Origin of the sequence: Thalassotalea crassostreae (assembly GCF_001831495.1) — a bacterium.
GTDB lineage: Bacteria > Pseudomonadota > Gammaproteobacteria > Enterobacterales > Alteromonadaceae > Thalassotalea_A > Thalassotalea_A crassostreae.
In genome coordinates this window covers 1,140,436-1,161,255 of sequence record NZ_CP017689.1, presented here as the reverse complement: position 1 = coordinate 1,161,255, position 20,820 = coordinate 1,140,436, and the positions used below count along the sequence as shown (strand labels likewise).

The following is a 20,820-nucleotide window of genomic DNA, read 5'->3' as shown; positions in this document are numbered from 1 at the left end:
TTAATATTGATGACACTCAGAAAATAAGTACAAACAAAAACTAGGCCATATGAATAATAAAACCAGCCTGTTATCAATCGAACACTCCTTATGGAAACGTTACGTCCCTAATTTTTTATTAGGGGCTATTATGGTGTTTTCCTATGCGCCCTTCTCTTTGTGGTTTGTCAGTATTGCCGCACTATCAATATGGATATATTTACTCAACGAGCAAGATAAAAAACAAGCGTTCAGATCAGCGTTTGCGTTTGGTTTGGGCTTTTTTGGAGTAGGTATTAGTTGGGTTCATGTTTCTATTGAACAATTTGGTGGTTTACCACTTATTGTTTCTATCTTGTTGATGGTACTACTGTGTGCTTATTTGGCTTTGTTCACCGGCTTGGCCGCTTATTTAGCCGCCCGTTTTAACCAAAATAAAGTAAGTCTAGTATACCTGCCATTTACCTGGCTAATTGCTGAAACGCTTCGCGGGGTTGTGCTTACGGGGTTCTCATGGTTATCAATCGGTTATAGTCAAATTGATGGCCCATTTGCCGCTTTAGCACCAATAATTGGTGAAATAGGCATTAGCTTCATTGTGATTTTAATTGCTTGTTTATTAGTTTCCATAGTCAACAAACAGCGCCTGAAACTCAATTCAGCCATACTTGCTTCGGTAGTCATCGTTACCATAATTGCCTCACAACTTAGCTTTGTTGAAAAAACAGGGAAAGTGATTAATACCGCCTTAGTGCAAGGCAACATCAAACAAGAGTTGCGCTGGGATAAACAAGCAGAACAAAACATCATCGATTTATATATCGATCAAACCACAGAATTATATAAAAACAACGATTTAATCATATGGCCAGAGGCCGCAATACCAAGACTTGAGCCATTGTCGCAAGATATTCTTAGTAAACTGAACCATGAAGCGGCACAAGCCAATACAGCATTAATTACCGGCATTATTAATTATGAGCCAGATAGTAGCGCGTTTTTCAATCGTTTAATCGTACTCGGCAATAAAAACGTTGATGATAATGAGGGCGACTATTATTGGCGCAACAGCAATCACTATGACAAACATCACCTTTTACCCATTGGCGAATTTATTCCATTTCAGGAATTACTAAGGCCGATTGCCCCACTATTCAATTTACCGATGTCTTCGTTCAGTCGCGGTGATTATGTACAAAAGAATTTAATTGCAAACGGTATTCAAATTGCGCCACTGATTTGTTTTGAAGTAGTATTTTCAAAACAACTAGCGGCTAATTTTGATAATGACACTGAAATATTATTAACGGTCAGTAATGACGCTTGGTTTGGCGCTTCACATGGCCCTGATCAACATTTAGAAATTGCTCGTATGCGAGCGCTAGAATATGCTAGGCCGATGCTTAGAGCGACCAACAATGGCTTAACCGCTGTGATTGACCATAATGGTCGAATATCCGCAGATATCGAACAATTTACCTTAAGTACATTGCAAACAAAAGTTGATGTCGTGACCGGAACAACGTTTTATTCAGATTATGGAATTCATTTAGACAAGTTGCTGTTCGTGGTATTTGCTTTAATGCTGATTATTCGTCGCTATCGCAACTAGAACCACCAACTAAAACAATTAGGGCCCCCTTAACTTATCTCTATGTAGAGAAACTTGTTAATAATCAAGCTCTACTGCGCTAGTATAAATAGACTTAAATTGACCATTTAATGCTGATAGTAAAATAATAAAATAAAGTGATAATAATATGAATAAATACTTAGCGCCCATTCTCGTTTTCGCTTTACTATTGACCTCTCCTAGCAGCCTCGCTAAAACTAAAATAATCTACAACGTCAACGGTTATACGTTAACCGGTAATGCGCAAGATAATAGTGGCGAATTGACCAAGTTTCATGCTTTGCAGATTAACAATGATATTATTGAAAAGATCTATAGTCATGGTGAGAAGCTGCCAAACGATAGCAAAATTGAGCGCGTTGACGGTCATGGCAATACAATGTTGCCGGGACTAATTGATGCCCACGGCCATGTTAAAAGTTATGGTTTAAGCCTCATGCAGGTAAAGCTTGAACAAACTATTAGCGAGCAAGATGCAGTAGAAAAAGCCAAACAATATCAATTAGAAAACCCAACATTAACTTGGATAGAGGGCCGAGGCTGGAACCAAGTAAACTGGCCAGATAAGCAATTTCCAAGTAAACAATTGTTAGATAAATACTTTCCCGATACGCCAGTGCTATTGCGCCGTGTTGATGGTCATGCGATTTGGGTAAATAGTAAAGCAATGGAGATCGCTGGTGTAAACAGAAGCACAGCAGATCTGCCGGGCGGACAAATATTAAAAGATGACCAAGGTGAACCAACCGGTGTCTTTATAGATAATGCCATGTCACTAATTTATAAAGCCAAACCCAAACTAAATCAGGATGAGTTAGAACATGTGTTGTTTACCGCGATGACATCATTGGCGAGTAAAGGTTTAACCAGTGTTCATGATGCAGGTATTGATTTGGCCAATATTACTGCTTACCAAGCGCTAGTCAAACAAAATAGAATGCCGATCCGCGTCAATGCAATGGTCGATGTAAAAGATAAAAATTGGCTAAATACTTTGGCCAAAGGTCCTTATAAAAGCGCTGACAACATGTTAGCCATAAATAGCGTTAAAATTTCTGTCGATGGTGCCCTTGGCTCTCGCGGTGCGGCGCTTGTGGAGGATTACTCTGATTTACCACACCATAAAGGCTTGTTGCTATATAGTCCAGAGCAGTTAACCTCGGTGATGAAAACGGCAATGGAATTTGGTTTCCAAGTGAATACCCATGCGATAGGCGATAATGCCAACAAGCAAGCCTTAGATAACTACCAAACATTAATCGAACAAACCAATAGTAAACATTTACGTCACCGTATCGAACATGCGCAAGTATTATTACCAGCAGATATTGTGCGCTTCAAACAGATGAATATCATTGCTTCTATGCAAGCAACACACGCAACCAGTGATAAAAACATGGCAGAAGACAGAATAGGCCAGCATAGAATAAAAAGCGCTTATGCTTGGCGGACTCTTCTCGACAACAAAATTATGATTGCAGCAGGTTCCGATTTCCCTGTAGAGTATCCAAATCCATTTTTTGGCCTGCACGCCTCAGTAACTCGTCAAGATAAAGACAATCAACCTAACGGTGGCTGGTACGGCGAACAACGAATGAACCTTCAAGAAGCGTTGCAAAGCTTTACCTTAAACGCTGCATATGCGGGACATCAAGAACACATCATTGGCAGTTTAGAAGTTGGTAAGAAAGCTGACTTCATTCTCATCAAAGATGATATATTTAACATTGAGCCATCAACAATATGGCAAATACCTGTCGAGCAAACATGGGTTAATGGCGAGACAGTAAGAATCAAATAATGTAAACAGATTAATAAATACGACTGCGACAATTAACCTTTGATTTAACTGGTTTTATAACTAATTTTAAAATTAAACTTTACACTCTATTTTATAAACTACTTTAAGAAGCTAACATGAAAAAACTATTATCTTTAACTATCGCTGCAGCCATGTGTTGTTCTACTCTCGCATTCGCTGAGGAAGTCACTGAATCAACCGGTTTAGTGGTTGCAGGTGGGAAACCGATCACTTTAATAGGGAAGCAAGTATACAAAGGCAACACGGCACCAAACTTTAAGGTAGTTGATGAAAGGTTTACCAAAGTTAAGTTGTCTGATTTTGCAGGAAAGACTGTTGTTGTATCTGTGGTACCTAGCCTAGATACAGGTGTTTGTTCATTGCAAACAAAACGTTTTAATGAAGAAGTTGCTAACCTTCCCGATAATATTGTGATGCTTACTATCAGTAACGATTTACCATTTGCTCAAAAGCGCTTTTGTAAAACAGAAGGTGTTGAAAGCATTAAAGTACTTTCAGATTCAGTGTGGCGTGACTTTGGTCACAAATACGGTTTATTGATAAAAGATATGGGGCTATTATCGCGCTCAATTTTTGTCATCGATAAATCAGGAAAGATCTTTTATAAAGAATTAGTTGCTGATATTTCGACTCACCCAGATTACGATGCAGCTTTAGTTGCAGCTAAAGAAGCAAATAGCCTGTAAATATCGACGATATAACTATAACTTAATAAGCCGTTATCAGCTTGTGTGTTGCGCACTAGAGTGCACTAACTGACGAGCTGATATCGGTTTTTAACTTTTGGACTGGCCAAAATTTACGCCGGTCTTTAAGAATTCCAACTCTTCTTTAATTGACTCCCTTCCAAGAACCTCATTTCGATAGGGAAAGCGGCCAAATTGTTCAATAATTTCTAAGTGTTTCTTAGCAAATTCAAGGCCATTTCGGATAAACAATTGCTGCTTCTCGCCATTATAAACTTGCTGTAGTCGTTGAAATTCAGTTACACAAAGTTGTTGTAACTCTATGTCCTCGGCATGCTCTAATGGGTGGTAGAAAAAGCAACGTTGAACCAGCGGCAATAGCTTGTCATAACCCTTATTTAAACCCAATAAACAATAGTCTAACGCTAAATGATCGCTTGCAAATGCCTGGGCGCTGCCTCGGTACATATTGCGCGGCATTTGATCGAGTAAAATAATTAATGCCATGCAACCTTGCGCAGTATCTAGCCACGATGTTAACTGCCCAGAAAAAGCTTGCTCGTAAAGATGTTCAAACTCATTACGTATATTTTCATCCATTTCATTGGTTGATTGGTACCAAAGAATAGTTTGTTTATCATCGGAAAGCTGATCGTTAATTTCACCAAACCAAAAATCGAGTACTTTACTTATATTTCCGTTCATTGCGCTTCCTTGATTCTTCCTTCTTGCCCTTAAAGATAGAAAGTTTTTAATTAATTGCAAATAAAGATAAAAAAACCAAAAACAGTAAGTCATTGATATTATTATCTTAAAATTAACTTTCTTGGTTTTATTTTATTTTCAATTAATAATTTTTTCATTAATCCCTTGAAAAATAATTATTCGTTCCTATCTATTTATTGTAGTCGCCATAACGGGTCTACAACCGGCAAGTCCGAATGGATTGCCAAATTCACCAAGCACTTGTCTTGGTATTAATCGCCTGTTCATTATGAAAGGCACACAAACTTAATATTGCTATATATAGGATATAATTATGCGTACAATTTCAAAAGATTTTAGCCCACTTTATCGTTCATTCATCGGTGCAGAACACTTAGCATCTCTTATGGAAAAAGCTTCTCGAGCTGAGAAACAGCCTGCTTACCCACCATATAACATAGAATCAATTGCCGACGATAAATACCGAATTACTATGGCTGTTGCTGGCTTCGTCGAAGCAGAGTTAGATATTGAATCAGAAGAAAACTCTCTTACAGTAACGGGTATCAAAGCACCTCAAGATGGTGATGAAAATAGAACGTTTGTTTACCAAGGTATCGCAGAGCGCAACTTTGAGCGTAAGTTTCAAATTGCCGATCATGTAAAAGTTATTGCCGCTCACATGGAAAATGGTTTGTTACATATCGACCTTGAGCGAGAAATACCAGAAGCGTTAAAGCCTCGTAAGATTGCTATACATAGCAAATCATTACTTGAAGGCGATACCAAATAAGGATTGATATAGAACGTATTGAGTAGCATTCTCTCCCCCTGATTTGTCGAATCATGTTGCTACTCAATTATCCTTTTTACCTATGAGTTTCGAATACTCACAACAAACACTCCCTATTCGTTTTGACCCGCTTTGCGGGTCTTTTTTTGCCTTACAGGATGTAAGACCGCTCTTTCACGTCCATGTGACCTCGGCATTTGTATGTCCTATACATCGTATGCAAAAAATACATGGATGTTTAATTTTTTGACGCCTTACAGGATGTAAGACCGCTCTTTCACGTCCATGTGACCGCGGCATTCGTATGTCCTATACATGGTATGCAAAAAATACATGGATGTTTAATTTTTTGACGCCTTACAGGATGTAAGCTTTGAAAAATATATGGACGTTTTGTTTAACTTCTTTCGATAGTTATAACATATAGCAATTTTTTATATTTCAAAAATCCTCCTATAAACGGTTGTAAAATAGATACTTCTCACTCTAAACCTTTACAGAGCAGCCAAATTGGACCTCTGAACAGAATAAAAGGGATGTCTTATTTTCAGTACTAGTGGCATACTCCGCCGCCATCAACATTATTTTAACAAAACAGTCTTTAATGGGAGTTATGGCGCTAGTAATAGTTGCCATTAAGAAGTATCTAAAATGAAGGCGAAAATCCGTATACCAAGCTTTTTTAAAAAATTTTATAAAGTCATGACTTTGTGTGCCCTTTATAGCATCACGTTTGCAATTTTTTATTTAGCCATTTCGACTCAAACAGTCGCAAGCGAGCAGATGAACTTAGTTCGCATAGTGTTGTTTATGTTGTTGCTACCATTATTAATCAAATATATTACTCAACTGGTCGCGCTTTGTTTTTATCCAAGAATAAATAACAAACACAATATTGATGAACAAAATTTGCCGTCTGTATCCATTCTTGTGCCAGCATATAATGAAGAAGTTGGCATTACAAAAACGTTAAGGTCGGTAGTTAATACTCACTATAATAAATTACAAATCATCGTCATTAATGACGGCTCTACGGATAATACCGATGACATTATTAGTGAGTTTCAACGCCAGCACCAACAAAGCGATTCTTTGATAGAATTTATTTACCTATCAATTACAAATGCAGGTAAAGCGAACGCGCTTAATCATGCTTTGAAGAGTGCGACTGGCGATATTATCATGACTATTGACGGTGATTGCCTAATAGATAAAGACGCTGTCATCAATACGGTTAAACATTTCCATCAAGAAAACGTTGCTGCTGTGGCTGGCAATGTGGTGATTGGAAACAAGCGTAGGTCAATCGAAATCATGCAGCAACTTGAATACTTATTTGGTTTCTTTCTTAGAAGAGCTGACTCAGTATTTAATGCCGTATTTATCATCGGCGGTGCTGCCGCAGCATATCGACACAGTGTCCTGAAAAAGCTTGGCGGTTTTAATCACGACATTGTTACTGAAGACATTGAAATGTCATTGCGCATTTTGAACGCCGGCTATCGGACTCGTTACGCTGCCGATGCAATTACGTACACTGAAGGCCCTTCGGATTGGCGAGGTTTGTTTAACCAACGTTTACGTTGGAAATTCGGTCGCTTTCAAACATTATTAAAATTTAAAAATATGTTTTTCAGTGTTGATACAAAACACAGTGTTTATTTAACTTGGTTAGTATTACCGCTGGCTATTTATGGTGAAGTTATTTTGATGCTAGAAGCCGTCATAATAAGCTTGTTTTATGGTTATAGTGTCTACTATAACGATTACTTACCAATACTCACAATGATAGGGTTTATAAGCGTATTACTTTGCCTGCAAGTGTTTCTCGATAGCAAACCTAAATATCATCGAAATCTAATTATGCTAGCGCCTGTTGCTTGGCTTATATTTTATATAGTCGACATTGTAGAGCTACAAGCACTGTATCGCTCGCTAAAACGCCTACTACGCAAGCAAAGTTTAACCTGGCAAAAGTGGATTCGCGTTGGTCTATAGAATTGACCTTTAAGCTGCTTTGCTGAAAATTAGGCAAGCGCGCTAGAAATTATCACCGCCACGTATTGCATTATTAATGATACTTGCGACTTGCTCAGCATGGCTAATTGGTGCCATATGCCCTGCGTCAATTTCATATTCAATCACATTGCTAAAACTATTGGCTAAACGATCAATAATTTCTCGGCTAATATCGGGGCTTTGACTACCATGAATAAGAGTAACAGGACACGTTACAATTTGACACTCTTGCAAGCCATATTTTTCTGATATTAAGCCAATAAAATCAAGATTTACTTTCGCAATATCATCACTCATTAACGTTTGCATTTTCCTCGGTAAGCTATCGAAAAAACCTTTTGAGTTCCACATATCAGTAAAGTGACGCGCCGCGCTTTCAGCATCTAAACGGGCAACCGTGTTCGCAAAGTCTATAACCCTAGCCCTAACATCCGTGCCTTCTTCTAACAAATGAAATGCTACTGGCTCATATAAACTCAGAGATAAGATGCGCTTAGGATTTTCAACCGCGATTTTCAACGCATTAGCACCACCAAATGAATGACCAACTAAATGAAACGGGTGGTTACCTATAATATGCTCTAACGCATTAAATATCCTGTTCAATTCAGTTGCTAAGCTATAATTATCCGGATTGCTAACTTGTGGCGCACGACCATAACCGAGTAAATCTACATTAATGCAACGAAAACTATCACTAAGAACACTGATTAACGGTTGCCATTGTTTAGAAGAGCTTAACGAGCTATGAAGAAATAGCACAGCAGGACCGTCACCTGTTACTTTTATACCCGGTAATATTTTCTCTTTCATCATTTGGTTCCATTTAGAATATCACTTACAGTGTATAACAGGGTGGCTTAAAGAGCAGCACCGTTGTTACTAGTTTATTGGCATTGTAAGCTCAAAAAAGCAGGAGTATACTTTTATTCAAGACAGTTCACTCCCTAGAACAATTTATGGCTAAACCTAATAAGAAACTTCCGCAAAAATCGGTAGATATTCAGTGTTCAAGCTGCAAAGCTAGGCTGTTTAAATACAAAAAAGGCGGTAAAGGAGCACTGATAAAGTGTTTTAAAGAACGCATAGTCAAAGATTACACCGTGACTCCCTGTACATGTCCTAATTGCCAATCAGTATTTGCTAGAGAAACATTGGTTAGAGGTACCCCTGCATACAAAATTGTTGGTAACAAAGTAAGCTATAAATAAGTGTTATTAGTATTTTAAAGTAAATAACAATTCAGCTAAATCTGGCTGCCATTGAAATTGTCCTAGTTTAATTCGACCATTAATAACCACTACATCTTCACTTTGTAACAGTCCTTTTTGTTTTTCAAAATGCTCTGAGCCAATAGGAAATGAAATCTTGCCTTGAGAGTTAATAACTCTATGCCAAGGTACCTCCATCGTACTCGGCGCATCCCCTAGTGCCCGACCAACCATACGGGCACGACCAGGTAAGCCTGCCAAGTCTGCAACTTGTCCGTAGCAGGCAATTTTACCTACTGGGATCAGGCGGACCGTTTGCCAGATTTTTTCATAATCGGGATTAGCCATTTTGTTAAAATTACCTATTACTTAGCTTCAACAATAAGTAAGCGATTCTGTTTTGATTCTCCATCTTCACTACCGTAACGGATAATCATTTCATCACGACCGTCATAATCAAGATCATCAGTGATTAGCAGCACACCATTAGTTGGAAGTCGAATATCAAGTTGCTGATAATCGCGGCCCACTAATCCGGTTTTTCGATTGCCAGGATATATGCTTAGTTCGTCATCATCTGATGACAATATTAAATCTTTTACACCATCGCCATTTAAATCTGCTAATGCGACGACCGGTGACCCACTTTTTCCTGATGACAAACTAAATTTCAATTGTACCTGTTTACTCACTCGCTCTTTATAGGTTTGGTTTTTGTCTAACGAGAAAATCAATACATCTTGATCAACACTACCCGACAATAAAGCGCCAATGATTTGTGACACTGAAATATCAAAAGACGACAGCACAATCTCCTGTTGTTTGTCATTATTTAAGTCAACAATGTTTAGCCCAGCTAAAGTCCCTTCAGACTTAATCGTTGTATGAGCTTTATTGGTGTAAACCAGTTGCTTGTTCTGTTCTTTACCCAAATATATTTCATAATCATTTTGACGTTCAAGCACGCCACTACTTTGGGTATATCGAACCACTAAATCAACAATACCATCACCGTTAATATCCTCAATTCGCTCTACCATACGATGTTTCAAATCACTTTGATCTAAACTATTACCGTCCGCACCACGATCATCCCACCAATTAACACCGCTAATAGGTTGCTTTAGGTCGATGTATATAGGGCCTGTTTCAAAACTATTATTGTCTTGCTGATAAACAACTAGCTGGTTATTCTCAACCAATAATATATCTAACTTTTGATCAAAATTAGCATCCGCTAAAAAGTAGCGTTGTTCAGTGTAAGTTATACCATTGGAGAATATTTCGACCGTAGGAAACACCGGTAAAGAATTGCGAACAAAGCCTCCAATATCTTGATTAATAAATACATTTATCGTTCTAAAATCAGGTAATATTATATCATCTAAGCCATCTGCATTGATGTCTTCAAGAAAGCTTAAGCGTCTTAAGTACGGAGTTTGTTGATTGATATAAATAGATTCTACGTCAGCAACATCGGTGAATACTTGCTCATTATTTGGTGTAAACTGTACAACAGAATCACTACTTAAAAAGTATAAATGCTGCAATGGTAAATCCGCTTGTTTTTCACTTTCTAAGTGACTGTCATGGTAATCATAAGCAAATAACGTTTTTGGCAAATCGACGTTAACCTGCAATTGATAACTTTGCTCTGCCTCATCAAACGCAAACAACGCTAACTTCGCTTGACCATCTTTGTCACCAATAACGATAATTTCCTTGCCCTTATTAGTAAGTAAATTTACTCGAATAGGTTCTTGAGAAATATTGAATGGCGCGTTGACTTGAAAATGATTGAAGTTTATTTGTGCAGTCGCCATTGGCGCAAGCAATAGCGAGCCCAGTAATGTGCTTAGCAACAATGTAAACTTACCGAAGTAGGGCATAATTTCTATCCTGTTAACCAATCAAATTGGTATTTAAATGTATCGTTAGGGTTTTATTTTTATTTGTGAGCATTTTTTAAAAGCCACGAGTTTGGTAAATAGTGAACACATAGCTTAATATTCCATGAGTTTACCAAGGTAATGCTTGTCCATTTGAATGGAAGAACTCACCACTATTTTCAAGTGAAAGCTTATCCATCAATTTAATTAACCCAGTTGCTGATTGTTTTGTTGTGATTTCACCTCTTTGCCCAGTCATATCAGTTTGCACATAACCTGGGTGAAAAATACCGATAGCGATGTTATTCGGAGCTAAATCTTTCGCTAGCGAAACTGCCGCAATATTTAGTGCCGCTTTTGACATTCTATATCCATACCTTCCACCAGAGCCATTATCGCTGATAGAGCCCATACGAGAGGTTATAAACGCTACTTTACTGCCATCAAACAAGTTATTTAATAAAGCTTGAGTTAACTTTAGTGGTGCTAATGCATTTACTAAAAATTGCTCAGTGATAGTCTGACTATTTAAATCGCTTAAGGTTTCATTCTTTAATATACCGGCGTTATTAATTAAAAGATCAATACATCGCCCTTTTAATTTTTCACTGACCATATCCAGAGATTGTTGATTGGTTAATTCGACATTGGTGATCACTTCTATATTTAGTGCTGCTAACGCCTCAGAGCTTTCTCTACAGAGCGCGACAACATTATCGCCATTGGCAACAAATTGTGTCGCCATAGCCAAACCAATACCTCGATTAGCTCCAGTAATTACGATTGTTCTTGCTTGTTCAGACATGTTGATTCCACGATTGAATTTAATAGATTGTAAAGTGACTATAAATTTATGTGTTTATCGCCTCGATAGCAAATACCCAACTAAAGTATTTATGTAAGTAATTGTGTAGGTATTTGTTTAGGTACTTGTTTAGGTACTGATATAAGTATTGGTATAAATACTTTGGAAACAGAATGGTTGCTAATCGATGACCGCTGATCATACACAGGGTGCAACAATTAACTTATTAAAAATAACGATGAATAAGCATGATTGAGTTACCAACTTTAGAAACATCTAGTTTAATCTTAAGGCCAGTATCGAGTGAGGACTGGCCGGTTGTACTTGAAATTCAAAGCAATAAAGAATTACAGCGACATGTCAAAGAAATACTCGATTTAGAAGCGATAAAAGCAATGTATAACGAGTTGCTAGAACCTTGGCAGGCCGAAGATAATCAATGGACAATGTTTGTTGCTGTTGAGAAAGCAACAGATCAGCCAATTGGCGCTTTTTCATTGCGTATCGTCAGTAAATATCATGGCAATGCAGAAATGGGTTATATCATTTTAACAAACCATCAACGCAAAGGCTTTGCCAGTGAAGGCGCATTAGCGGTAAAGGATTATATCTTTAATCATCTCAATGTACGTCGTATTGAAGCAATTTGTAATGTCGATAACATTGCGAGTTGGAAAATAATGGAAAAGATAGGATTGCAACGAGAGGCACTACAACGCTCAAATTATCGCATTTATGACACTTGGTATGATAGTTATATTTATGCCGCTCTTAATCCTAGTTTAAAACTAACATAAAACTCTCTTATTCACTTGTTTAAGCATTTTATGAACTAATAAAAAAAGCTGTCCGAAGACAGCTTTTTAGTACAGATTATCAGCAAAGTGAATAATTTAAACTGATCTAAAATATATTCGCATTCTGCTTGTTTTCTCTAGTGTTAGAATCTTAGTTTTTCACTTTCAGCATATATTCCGCTACCGCAAGACGAGTTTCCACATCTAAGTAATCTTGTGGTGGCATTTCAGGGTAATCTTCACGTTTTTTCGTTGGCTTAGCAATGAAATCAGCGATGCCTTGTGGATTATCCATATATAGTGCCTGAATAATATTTACAGGAGGACCAATCATACGGTCTGTGTATGTATGACAACCTGCACAAATACCAAGATAAGCGATTTTACCACGTTCTGTAGGATCAATTACACGTGGTGGTACTGGCTTGTCTAATAAGTAAGTTTTAATATTATTGGTATTGGTAAAGTCACATTCTTTCCAATCACTTACACCGGCTGTAGTATAACGATGGCGATTGATAATACAGCTATCTACACCAGGGCCTACTCGAATGATATCGGCTTTATCAGTGCCTTTAAATTCAGCTAACAATAATGCTTTAACTTCATCGATAGAATCATAACCGTTATTAACCATAAAGTTATCCAGGATCATAGTACGATCTGGGTTTGGCTCTGAATCAGGGTCGTTTGAACCTGTACCAAATGAATTATGGTCGGCAATAATGATACCACCAGTTTTGTTGTTGGTGATGATGTTACCTTCAACAATAACGTCATCTGCCGCCCAAATAATGATACCTGAACCCGCTGGGATCATTGAAACCGTAGAGCCTGGGATAGCAAAGTTTTTATGGTTATTATTAACAACAAAGTTATTACGGATAATGACATCATAAGTCGTTTTAATTGGTAGACCTGGAGTAATAAAGGCTAAAATACCACCGGTATTATCATGTACGTAGTTGTTTTCAACAATTGCATGACGAGAGTTTTCTATTTCAATACCTGCAACCGAATCAAACACTTCGTTGTGAGCAACTTGAATATTATCACTCATACCAACATAAATCGCAGCATCTTCAATGCCTGAAATAATGTTATGATTAACGATACCGTTTTTGCCAAGTTGTGGGAAAATACCATAAACACCGGTATCAACAATAAGGTTATTGCGAATGATAAAGTTGTTACCGGCCTGGCCCATAATACCATTACCTTTATAACCAGTGATTTTCATATTCTCTACAACAAAGTTGTTGCCAGAATATAAAATTGCGTCATTTAATACGCCCTTACCATCAAGCGTGGCACGTTCGCCGGCTTTAATGACACCGCGAATCGTTATGTTTTCTTTATCAATGTAAACCGTCTCATGATAGCTACCTGGCATTACTTGTATGGTATCACCCGGATTTGCAGCTTTAACTGCTGCCATAATTGATTCGCCTTCATTAACGATTCGTGTTTCACCAGCAATCGGTGTTATCACTTGTGCATCAACTGATGAGTCTTGTGATTTATCGTAACCACCTTGGAAGCTTGCGCCACCAGAAGCAGTGATCACAGGATCAGAATTGATCCCTCCATAATAATTACCGACTGCAAATGCGCCAGCAACTAGTACTAATGACAATATTTTGCCTTTACTCATTTTATTCTCCACCCATTACTTGCTGTTGTTTATGGTTTTCTGGTTTATTTTTTTGTTGTTGTATTGGTTGTTTTTGCTGTTGTTTTAGCTGTGCAATTTTGGCATCAATAACCGGTAGACCTGACGGTACTCTATCAGGTGTCGCAGGCATTAATGACTCATCATTAAGTGTATGTAGAAACTCAACAATAAGGTCTATTTCTTCATCTTGCAAATTCGGTTCCCAAATATGCCAATGAATAATTAACTCTTCTCCTTCCGGAATACCGTGGCCACGCCCCTTGTTATAAAACTCTGTCGCTTCTCTTAATGTTTTATAACCGCCTGAATGCATATAAGGCGCAGTTTTCGCGATATTTCTAAGCGTAGGTACCTTAAAGCCACCACGGTTAGATTTGTTATTAAAGGTTTTTTCAGCACCGACATCAAAAGGCATACCTTCTGGATCTTCAGTACCAATCACGGCGATTTGGTTATTGGTAAACAATGGCGGTTGATGACATTCGGCGCAGCGTGCTACAAACGAACGGAATATATTCAGACCTTTAATTTCATTTTCCGTCAACGCTTGATGATAGCCATGCGCATATCTATCGTAGCGCGAATTAAGCGAAATCAATGTTGATTGAAATGCAGCAAGAGCAGCACTTATATTTTCAACACTGATCTGTTTATCTTCAAATGCAGTGGCAAACATTTGTTGGTATGTATCAATTGACGATAACGACGTTATTAAATGCTCTGGAGTATTGCCCATTTCTTTAGGGTCAAACAAAGGTCCAATTGCTTGTGCTTCTAGCGTATCAGAACGACCATCCCAGAAAAATTTATCAAGAAAGGCGACATTCCATAGTGTTGGTGCACTGCGAGCAACTTTTTCACCGGTAATACCGACACTACGATCTAAGTCATCACTAAAGCCTTTGTCAGGTTGGTGACAACTAGCACAACTAATGCTGCCATCTTTCGATAACGCTGGATCAAAAAATAAGAATCGGCCTAGATCTATCTGCTCCGGCGTAAAACCGTCACGGTGATCTGGTAAAGATGTTTGTGTGCCGCCTAAACCACGTCCTTGTACCGAATCGTAGAATTGATACATGTTTAGCAGTTTACATACGCCCTGCTCGGTTAGCTCAAAGCTTGGTGGGCAATTACTGCTTAGTTCAAATTCACCATCGTTTGCATAGCTATTAACACTCGCTAATGACATTAACAATACTGACAAATAGAATATAAAAGACTTCATACTAAGCAACTCATATTAATCGACTATTCAATGGCTAATTTAACGATTATTTTAAAGACTTAATGTAAGCAACGATGTCGTTTAAATCTTTATCGTTAGTCACAGTATTGGCCATCATTTTCATTTGACGACCGTATTTGTCATCCTGATGAAAGCCGCGTAAATCTTTTTGAAAGCTTTTCATTTGTTGAGTTAAATATTTCGCCGATAACATACTTAGATTTGGTGCATTTAAGCTAACATTACCTTTTGCATCTGGGCCGTGACATGCCCCGCATTGAGCGTTATATTTATTATCACCTTTGGCTGCGTCGCCAGCAACGGCCTCTACCTTAGTGACAACAGGCAAACTGGCTAAATAAGCGCTAACGTTTTCAATATCCGCTTCACTTAATATCGTCGACATTGCCGACATTTGTTGGCCAATTACATCATCTGGTTTACTGCCACGAACGCCTGTCTTATAAAATGTAAGTTGGCGCTTTAAATACCACTCATATTGACCGGCTAATGCAGCACCATTTAAGTCGTCAACACCTTGTCCTTGATCGCCATGACAAGCAACACAAGATTGGTATAATTTTTTACCTTCTTCGGTATCTGCTGCTTTGGCGCTTACTGAAAAAACAGACATCAAGGTTAAGGTAATAAATACAAAAACACGCTTGCAAATAGTAGACATAATTTTTAATCCTCAATGACTGGTTTTATATAATTTATGATTATAGTTTTTGATTTAGTCGCTGGTTTTAATTGCTGGTTTCATCAGCTAATCAGTAAGTGTATTCACTAAATACCATCTAAACAAAATCAAGCGTTCTACTAAAATCGATTTCTAACAGTTAGATTACCGATTTATTTTAAAAAAGGCTTACGTAATTCTAAAAACATCTGACGGAACATTAAAAAAAGCTGACTCATTCCTAAAAAGTCCCACCTAAACCAAAGTAATGCCTTAGTTTTTACGGTATTCGCTGGGGGTCATAGCAAATGTCTCTTTAAAGGCTTTATTGAACGAACTGAGACTGCGAAAACCACTTTCCAGTGCAATAGACAAAATTGGCGTACCGATATAGTCATCATGTTTTAACTTTTTACTCACTTCTTGAACCCGGTAATGGTTCAAAAAGTCATTAAAATTTCGATAACCTAGCTCGCCATTTATTAACGCTCTTAATTTGTATTCTTGTATATTAACCAGTCGTGAATAGTCATGAATGGTTAAACGTTCTTGGCGATAATATTTATCTTCAAGCATACTTGATTCAAGTAATTCTATTTGCTTTTTCGATTCTCTAATAATCTGCGTATTTTCGTTTCCTGGCGGTTCAAATAATGCCGGAATATCCGCTTTAAATAAAAACAAATTTAAACCGGTGATCAGAAAAGCTAACAGGCCCAATTCAAAACTCTCTATCCAGCCCCATTGCACTTTAATTATTTGCCCAACAAAGATCACTAAAATGATATAAACCGCGGTTAAACTTATGACAGCGCCGCGTATAATTCGACGTTTATTTACTAAGTCATCGCGCCAATATTTAGTCGCAAAATACAAGGCATACATAACTAAAGCGATATCTAGAATCAACGCACAACTGGTGATTACTGTAAATAACCATCCGCCGTCCAAACTTGCTTGCACATCAGCTAAGTTTAGCAAACGAAGAACAAATAACAGTAAAGCTGCTGACACGGCCAGTAAATATTGCCAAGGTTTAATGCGATTATGATCACTAAACACACTTAAACTGGTGAGATAAAAGATCCCCGGCAGTAGATTTTCGGCAAAGAAAATAATATAACCAAGGATAGCAATATCCTTGGCATCAATGATCACATTTGGCAGCAAATAAAAAATTGCGCTTATCATCAATAAACAGTACAAACCGACCTGTGTGCTTTGTTGCGCATTTCGGCCTAGCAATAACAGGGCAAAAAGCAGTTGAGATATAGTGAAAATTGCAAAGAATTGGCTGATTTCTATCATTGAATAAGACTTTGTCGCGTTATAAGAACTAATCAACAGATTAGCACTTGGTTCCATCTATTTCTAGCATTGAAAACGTTAGAAATTGTACAAACTAAAAGAAAAACGCCAGTCTGTGACCGGCGTTTAAATATCAATCAATTCAGTAATAATGTCTGTTCATTACTGATGATTTGGTTTGGCATATTAGAATGAGTACTTAACATCAACGCCCGCTTCTATACCGCGATTAACGCGACCAAATGCTGTACCAAAGAACTCAACAGTTCGACCACCTGCGCTTTCTACATAGCGGTTATCTAGAAGATTCTTACCCCAAATGCCGACCTCAAGATTATCACTCTCATTTACCCAAGAAGCACGAGCGTTTAAATCTTGACGATCATCTAAGTAGTTAGGAAGGTTCTTTTCCCATTCAGGTGTTCCTACCTCAAACTTACGACCATTTTCAACAAATACATAGTCCATATGCAATTTAGTATTACCTAGACCAATATCAGGTAACCAATCGAACGTCACTGTATAAGATGTTAACGACTCACCTGTAGTCGAAGTTTCCGGGATTAGTTCACCAATAGAATTATAGTAAGATGCTGTTTCTGTATCGCTTTCACGATAATCGGTTACGATTCCAGCAGTGATTGTATCTGTCGCTTCCCAAATTAAACTTAATTCAATACCATCAATCGTTACGTCTTGGTTAACAACCGTTGGCAGTGGTGCAACTTGCCCTGGTGGCATTGACTCACGAGACGTTTGCATATCATCCAAAATCGTATGGTAAAGAGCTACTGTTGTTCTTAATGAATCAAACAATATACCCTTATAGCCTAACTCTAAGTTTTGTGACTCTTCCGGGTCAAACGATACATCGCGCACTTCACCGGTTGCAGGATCAATGATTAACTCACCTGCGGTTGGGCTAAATGGATTATTATCATGCGGAGAATTTAATGAGTCAAAACCACCGGCTTTATAGCCAGTTGCAAATGAAGCGAAGACCATATGATCATCATTGATAATATAACCCGTACCAATACGACCAGTTACTTTGTCCCAAGTTTTTGAGGTCGTGTATTTTTCACGTGGCGGGAAGAATAAATTTGAAACGCCTTGTACTTGCTCTGCAAATGGTGTTTGTGTTACTTCCCAAGAAAACTCTTTTTCATCTTCCGAGTAACGTAAACCACCGAATACATTCCATTTATCAGTAATTTGATAGTCTAAATCCGCATAAACACCATATGAAGTAAATTCACCAGTGTTGTAAAAGTTTTCAGACCAGAACTCACCTGCATAGCTAGGACCGAAAACCAAAGGTTCATTAAAAACTAAGGGACTTGCAGCTAATTTATATGAGGTATCTCCCCAAGCGAATACTTCTGGTGGAAAGCCTAGAATCGTCATTGTATGTTGCCACTCATCGGCATTCCATATATGATCCATTTCCATCCCCAGCGCTTCAAACGTTTCTTCACCTACCATTGCTTTGATACCGGAATTAAGATCACCAGTCACTAAACGCGCAACAGTGTCCGTGGTAAAATTAATCTCAGTTTCTTGCCAAACTTCTTCTTTTGAATAAGTAATACCACCAACAAAATTAATTTTGTCAGAGTTGTAGTTCACTTGCAGTTCATTGTAATGAATATTTGAATCTTCATTATTCGAGGTATCTAAATAACGTGTTGGATCGGCAGTACCGTCTTCATCTTCACGGTTGATGGTATCCCAATCACGAAAAGATGACACAAACATCATTGACCATTGGTCATTAAATTCATGGTTCAACTTCAATGTCACGGCGTACATGTCACGACTTTCGACACCATGGCGTACATCATTTTCTTGTTTATCACCAAATGGGTCTTGACCCATTTTGTATGCCCATTCACTGTACCCAACAGCCATAGGTGGTGCTTGTTCTAAATCATCAACATCGTATGACAATTGAAGATTAGTGCGATCACTGATATCCCATTTAATTGCGATACGAGCTGCGTTATGATCTTGCGCACCTAAATCCCAAACTTTAGTACCTTCGTTCCATTCGGCTCTTGTAATGTTGTCAATATAACCATCGCGTGTATTAGTTAATAAATTCGCGCGTAAATAAACGTTATCCGTTAATGAAAAATTGATCATACCTTCAATACGTTGAAGGTTGTCAGTACCCACAGTACCTTTTACAAATCCTTCAAAATCTTCGTTTGGCGCGTTCGGTACCATAGATACCACACCCATTGCCGCGTTTTTACCAAATAGTGTCCCTTGCGGACCTTTTAGCACTTCAACACGTTGCATATCTGAAAATAATACATTTTGAGCGGCACGAGGCATATAAACACCATCAAAAAATGTCGCTGAAGAAGGATCACCACCTACGGTAATACCTGGACTTGATACACCACGAATAGTAACACCGGCTTGAGTCATATTACCGTCGCTAAAATCAAAGCCTGGAATAAACTTATCTATCTCACTTAATAAGATAGAGCCAGATTCTTTAATGGTTTCGGCCGAAACTGTATCTACAGTTACTGGCGTTTTCATTACATTCTGCTCGCGTTTTTGCGCCGTTACGACGATAACGTCATCTATATCGGCTTGTTCATCGGAGACTTCTTGTTCTGCAGCAATTGCAGAATATGACGAAAGAGTTATCGCTGCTGCGATCGTTTGTGCAAGTACACTGTGTTTAAAGTGCGTGCGAGATTGGTTTCTATGAAATGTCACGTTTCTTCCCCAGACAAAGATATTTATTAATTTTTATTATTGATATATCCGTATAGATTTTTTTATTTTTTATTGTTTTTTTAAAATCTTACTTATTGATAGACATCCTTGGTCTGACCTCTATAATCACCTTATGTGAAATATATGTAAAGCATTTTTTGAAATAGCACAATGATCAAATATTCAAAACAGTTCAAACACGTGTTTAAGTTACCGTTGCTACTAATGTCATTGCTTGTAGCCTTCACTAGTATTGGTTGTTCAGACATTCAGGTAAAGCCATTAAGCTATCAAGCTAAGATCCTAGCTTTTGGCGATAGTTTAACATTTGGTAAAGGCAGTACTAAAAACAATAGCTATCCTGATGTACTGTCGAGGCTTACAGGTTTAGAAGTTATTAACGCCGGAATTTCAGGCGAACTTAGCGGTCAAGGCGCAGCTCGATTACCTTCTGTTATCAACGATGACAGAATTGAATTAATGATTTTATTACACGGCGGCAACGATATATTGCGTAATAAGTCGATGACTAAAACCAAACAATCATTAGCCACTATGATTGAGTATGCACAACATCGTAATATTCAAGTGGTACTTATTGGTGTTCCAGAAAAACGATTGTTTGCTGGTACCGCAGATATTTATGATCAATTAGCACAAGAGTACCAATTAGTTTATGCCGACGATATAGTCACAGATCTGATCAAACAAAGAGAAATGAAATCGGATACCGTGCACTTTAATGATCGCGGTTATCAATTTTTAGCTGAGCACATTTTTGAAGTGCTACAGCAACATCAAATACTGTAGCTTAGATACATTACACACGATCTCTGCACGAGACGAGATTAA

18 protein-coding genes are annotated in these 20,820 nt (G+C 38.0%); 8 read left to right on the top strand and 10 right to left on the bottom strand.

Annotated features, from left to right (window positions below):
- The first annotated feature begins 49 nt into the window (after positions 1 to 49).
- The 3 genes from lnt (at position 50) to tpx (ending at position 4,120) form a co-directional block, all read left to right on the top strand.
- Entirely contained in the window at positions 50 to 1,591 is a 1,542-nt protein-coding gene (lnt, locus tag LT090_RS05135) for an apolipoprotein N-acyltransferase (RefSeq protein ID WP_068546908.1), read from the top strand.
- A gap of 148 nt (positions 1,592 to 1,739) precedes the next feature.
- Positions 1,740 to 3,413: an amidohydrolase gene (locus LT090_RS05130; RefSeq protein WP_068546909.1), complete on the top strand. Its 1,674-nt coding sequence runs from the start codon at positions 1,740 to 1,742 to the stop codon at positions 3,411 to 3,413.
- Positions 3,414 to 3,529: 116 nt separating this feature from the next.
- Positions 3,530 to 4,120, top strand: a complete 591-nt coding sequence (gene tpx / locus LT090_RS05125) for a thiol peroxidase (protein WP_068546910.1) — start codon at positions 3,530 to 3,532, stop codon at positions 4,118 to 4,120.
- 90 nt (positions 4,121 to 4,210) lie between these two features.
- Here the strand turns inward: tpx and LT090_RS05120 are convergent, their stop codons facing one another.
- Complete coding sequence (locus LT090_RS05120; protein WP_068546911.1) at positions 4,211 to 4,825, bottom strand: DUF924 family protein; 615 nt, start codon at positions 4,823 to 4,825, stop codon at positions 4,211 to 4,213.
- A gap of 334 nt (positions 4,826 to 5,159) precedes the next feature.
- On the opposite strand from LT090_RS05120, the gene LT090_RS05115 reads away from it, so the two are divergent.
- Positions 5,160 to 5,618, top strand: a complete 459-nt coding sequence (locus tag LT090_RS05115; RefSeq protein WP_068546912.1) for an Hsp20 family protein — start codon at positions 5,160 to 5,162, stop codon at positions 5,616 to 5,618.
- Between the two features lie 783 nt (positions 5,619 to 6,401).
- On the top strand, positions 6,402 to 7,616 hold the full coding sequence (locus LT090_RS05110; RefSeq protein ID WP_157726642.1) for a glycosyltransferase family 2 protein: 1,215 nt from the start codon (positions 6,402 to 6,404) through the stop codon (positions 7,614 to 7,616).
- Positions 7,617 to 7,658: 42 nt separating this feature from the next.
- On the opposite strand, the gene LT090_RS05105 is transcribed toward LT090_RS05110, so the two are convergent.
- Positions 7,659 to 8,453: an alpha/beta fold hydrolase gene (locus LT090_RS05105; protein ID WP_082897206.1), complete on the bottom strand. Its 795-nt coding sequence runs from the start codon at positions 8,451 to 8,453 to the stop codon at positions 7,659 to 7,661.
- Between the two features lie 143 nt (positions 8,454 to 8,596).
- Here LT090_RS05105 and LT090_RS05100 point away from each other — a divergent pair, with 143 nt between their 5' ends.
- Complete coding sequence (locus tag LT090_RS05100; protein WP_068546915.1) at positions 8,597 to 8,848, top strand: hypothetical protein; 252 nt, start codon at positions 8,597 to 8,599, stop codon at positions 8,846 to 8,848.
- 6 nt (positions 8,849 to 8,854) lie between these two features.
- Here the strand turns inward: LT090_RS05100 and LT090_RS05095 are convergent, their stop codons facing one another.
- From LT090_RS05095 to LT090_RS05085, 3 genes are all read right to left on the bottom strand, one after another.
- Positions 8,855 to 9,196, bottom strand: coding sequence for an MGMT family protein (locus LT090_RS05095; RefSeq protein ID WP_068546916.1), 342 nt, complete (start codon positions 9,194 to 9,196; stop codon positions 8,855 to 8,857).
- A gap of 17 nt (positions 9,197 to 9,213) precedes the next feature.
- Positions 9,214 to 10,737, bottom strand: coding sequence for a VCBS repeat-containing protein (locus LT090_RS05090; RefSeq protein WP_068546917.1), 1,524 nt, complete (start codon positions 10,735 to 10,737; stop codon positions 9,214 to 9,216).
- 130 nt (positions 10,738 to 10,867) lie between these two features.
- Complete coding sequence (locus LT090_RS05085; protein WP_068546918.1) at positions 10,868 to 11,542, bottom strand: SDR family oxidoreductase; 675 nt, start codon at positions 11,540 to 11,542, stop codon at positions 10,868 to 10,870.
- Between the two features lie 248 nt (positions 11,543 to 11,790).
- On the opposite strand from LT090_RS05085, the gene LT090_RS05080 reads away from it, so the two are divergent.
- The gene (locus LT090_RS05080) at positions 11,791 to 12,339 is read left to right on the top strand and encodes a GNAT family N-acetyltransferase (protein ID WP_068546919.1); all 549 of its coding nucleotides are present in this window, start codon (positions 11,791 to 11,793) and stop codon (positions 12,337 to 12,339) included.
- Positions 12,340 to 12,490: 151 nt separating this feature from the next.
- Here the strand turns inward: LT090_RS05080 and LT090_RS05075 are convergent, their stop codons facing one another.
- From LT090_RS05075 to LT090_RS05055, 5 genes are all read right to left on the bottom strand, one after another.
- Positions 12,491 to 13,993: a parallel beta-helix domain-containing protein gene (locus LT090_RS05075; RefSeq protein ID WP_068546920.1), complete on the bottom strand. Its 1,503-nt coding sequence runs from the start codon at positions 13,991 to 13,993 to the stop codon at positions 12,491 to 12,493.
- Between the two features lies 1 nt (position 13,994).
- Positions 13,995 to 15,242, bottom strand: a complete 1,248-nt coding sequence (locus LT090_RS05070) for a cytochrome-c peroxidase (RefSeq protein ID WP_068546921.1) — start codon at positions 15,240 to 15,242, stop codon at positions 13,995 to 13,997.
- Between the two features lie 46 nt (positions 15,243 to 15,288).
- Complete coding sequence (locus LT090_RS05065) at positions 15,289 to 15,924, bottom strand: c-type cytochrome (protein WP_068546922.1); 636 nt, start codon at positions 15,922 to 15,924, stop codon at positions 15,289 to 15,291.
- 273 nt (positions 15,925 to 16,197) lie between these two features.
- The gene (locus LT090_RS05060) at positions 16,198 to 17,232 is read right to left on the bottom strand and encodes a helix-turn-helix domain-containing protein (RefSeq protein ID WP_158009931.1); all 1,035 of its coding nucleotides are present in this window, start codon (positions 17,230 to 17,232) and stop codon (positions 16,198 to 16,200) included.
- Between the two features lie 186 nt (positions 17,233 to 17,418).
- Entirely contained in the window at positions 17,419 to 19,968 is a 2,550-nt protein-coding gene (locus LT090_RS05055; protein WP_068546924.1) for a TonB-dependent receptor, read from the bottom strand.
- Positions 19,969 to 20,139: 171 nt separating this feature from the next.
- On the opposite strand from LT090_RS05055, the gene LT090_RS05050 reads away from it, so the two are divergent.
- Positions 20,140 to 20,778, top strand: coding sequence for a GDSL-type esterase/lipase family protein (locus LT090_RS05050; protein WP_082897207.1), 639 nt, complete (start codon positions 20,140 to 20,142; stop codon positions 20,776 to 20,778).
- Positions 20,779 to 20,820: the final 42 nt, after the last annotated feature.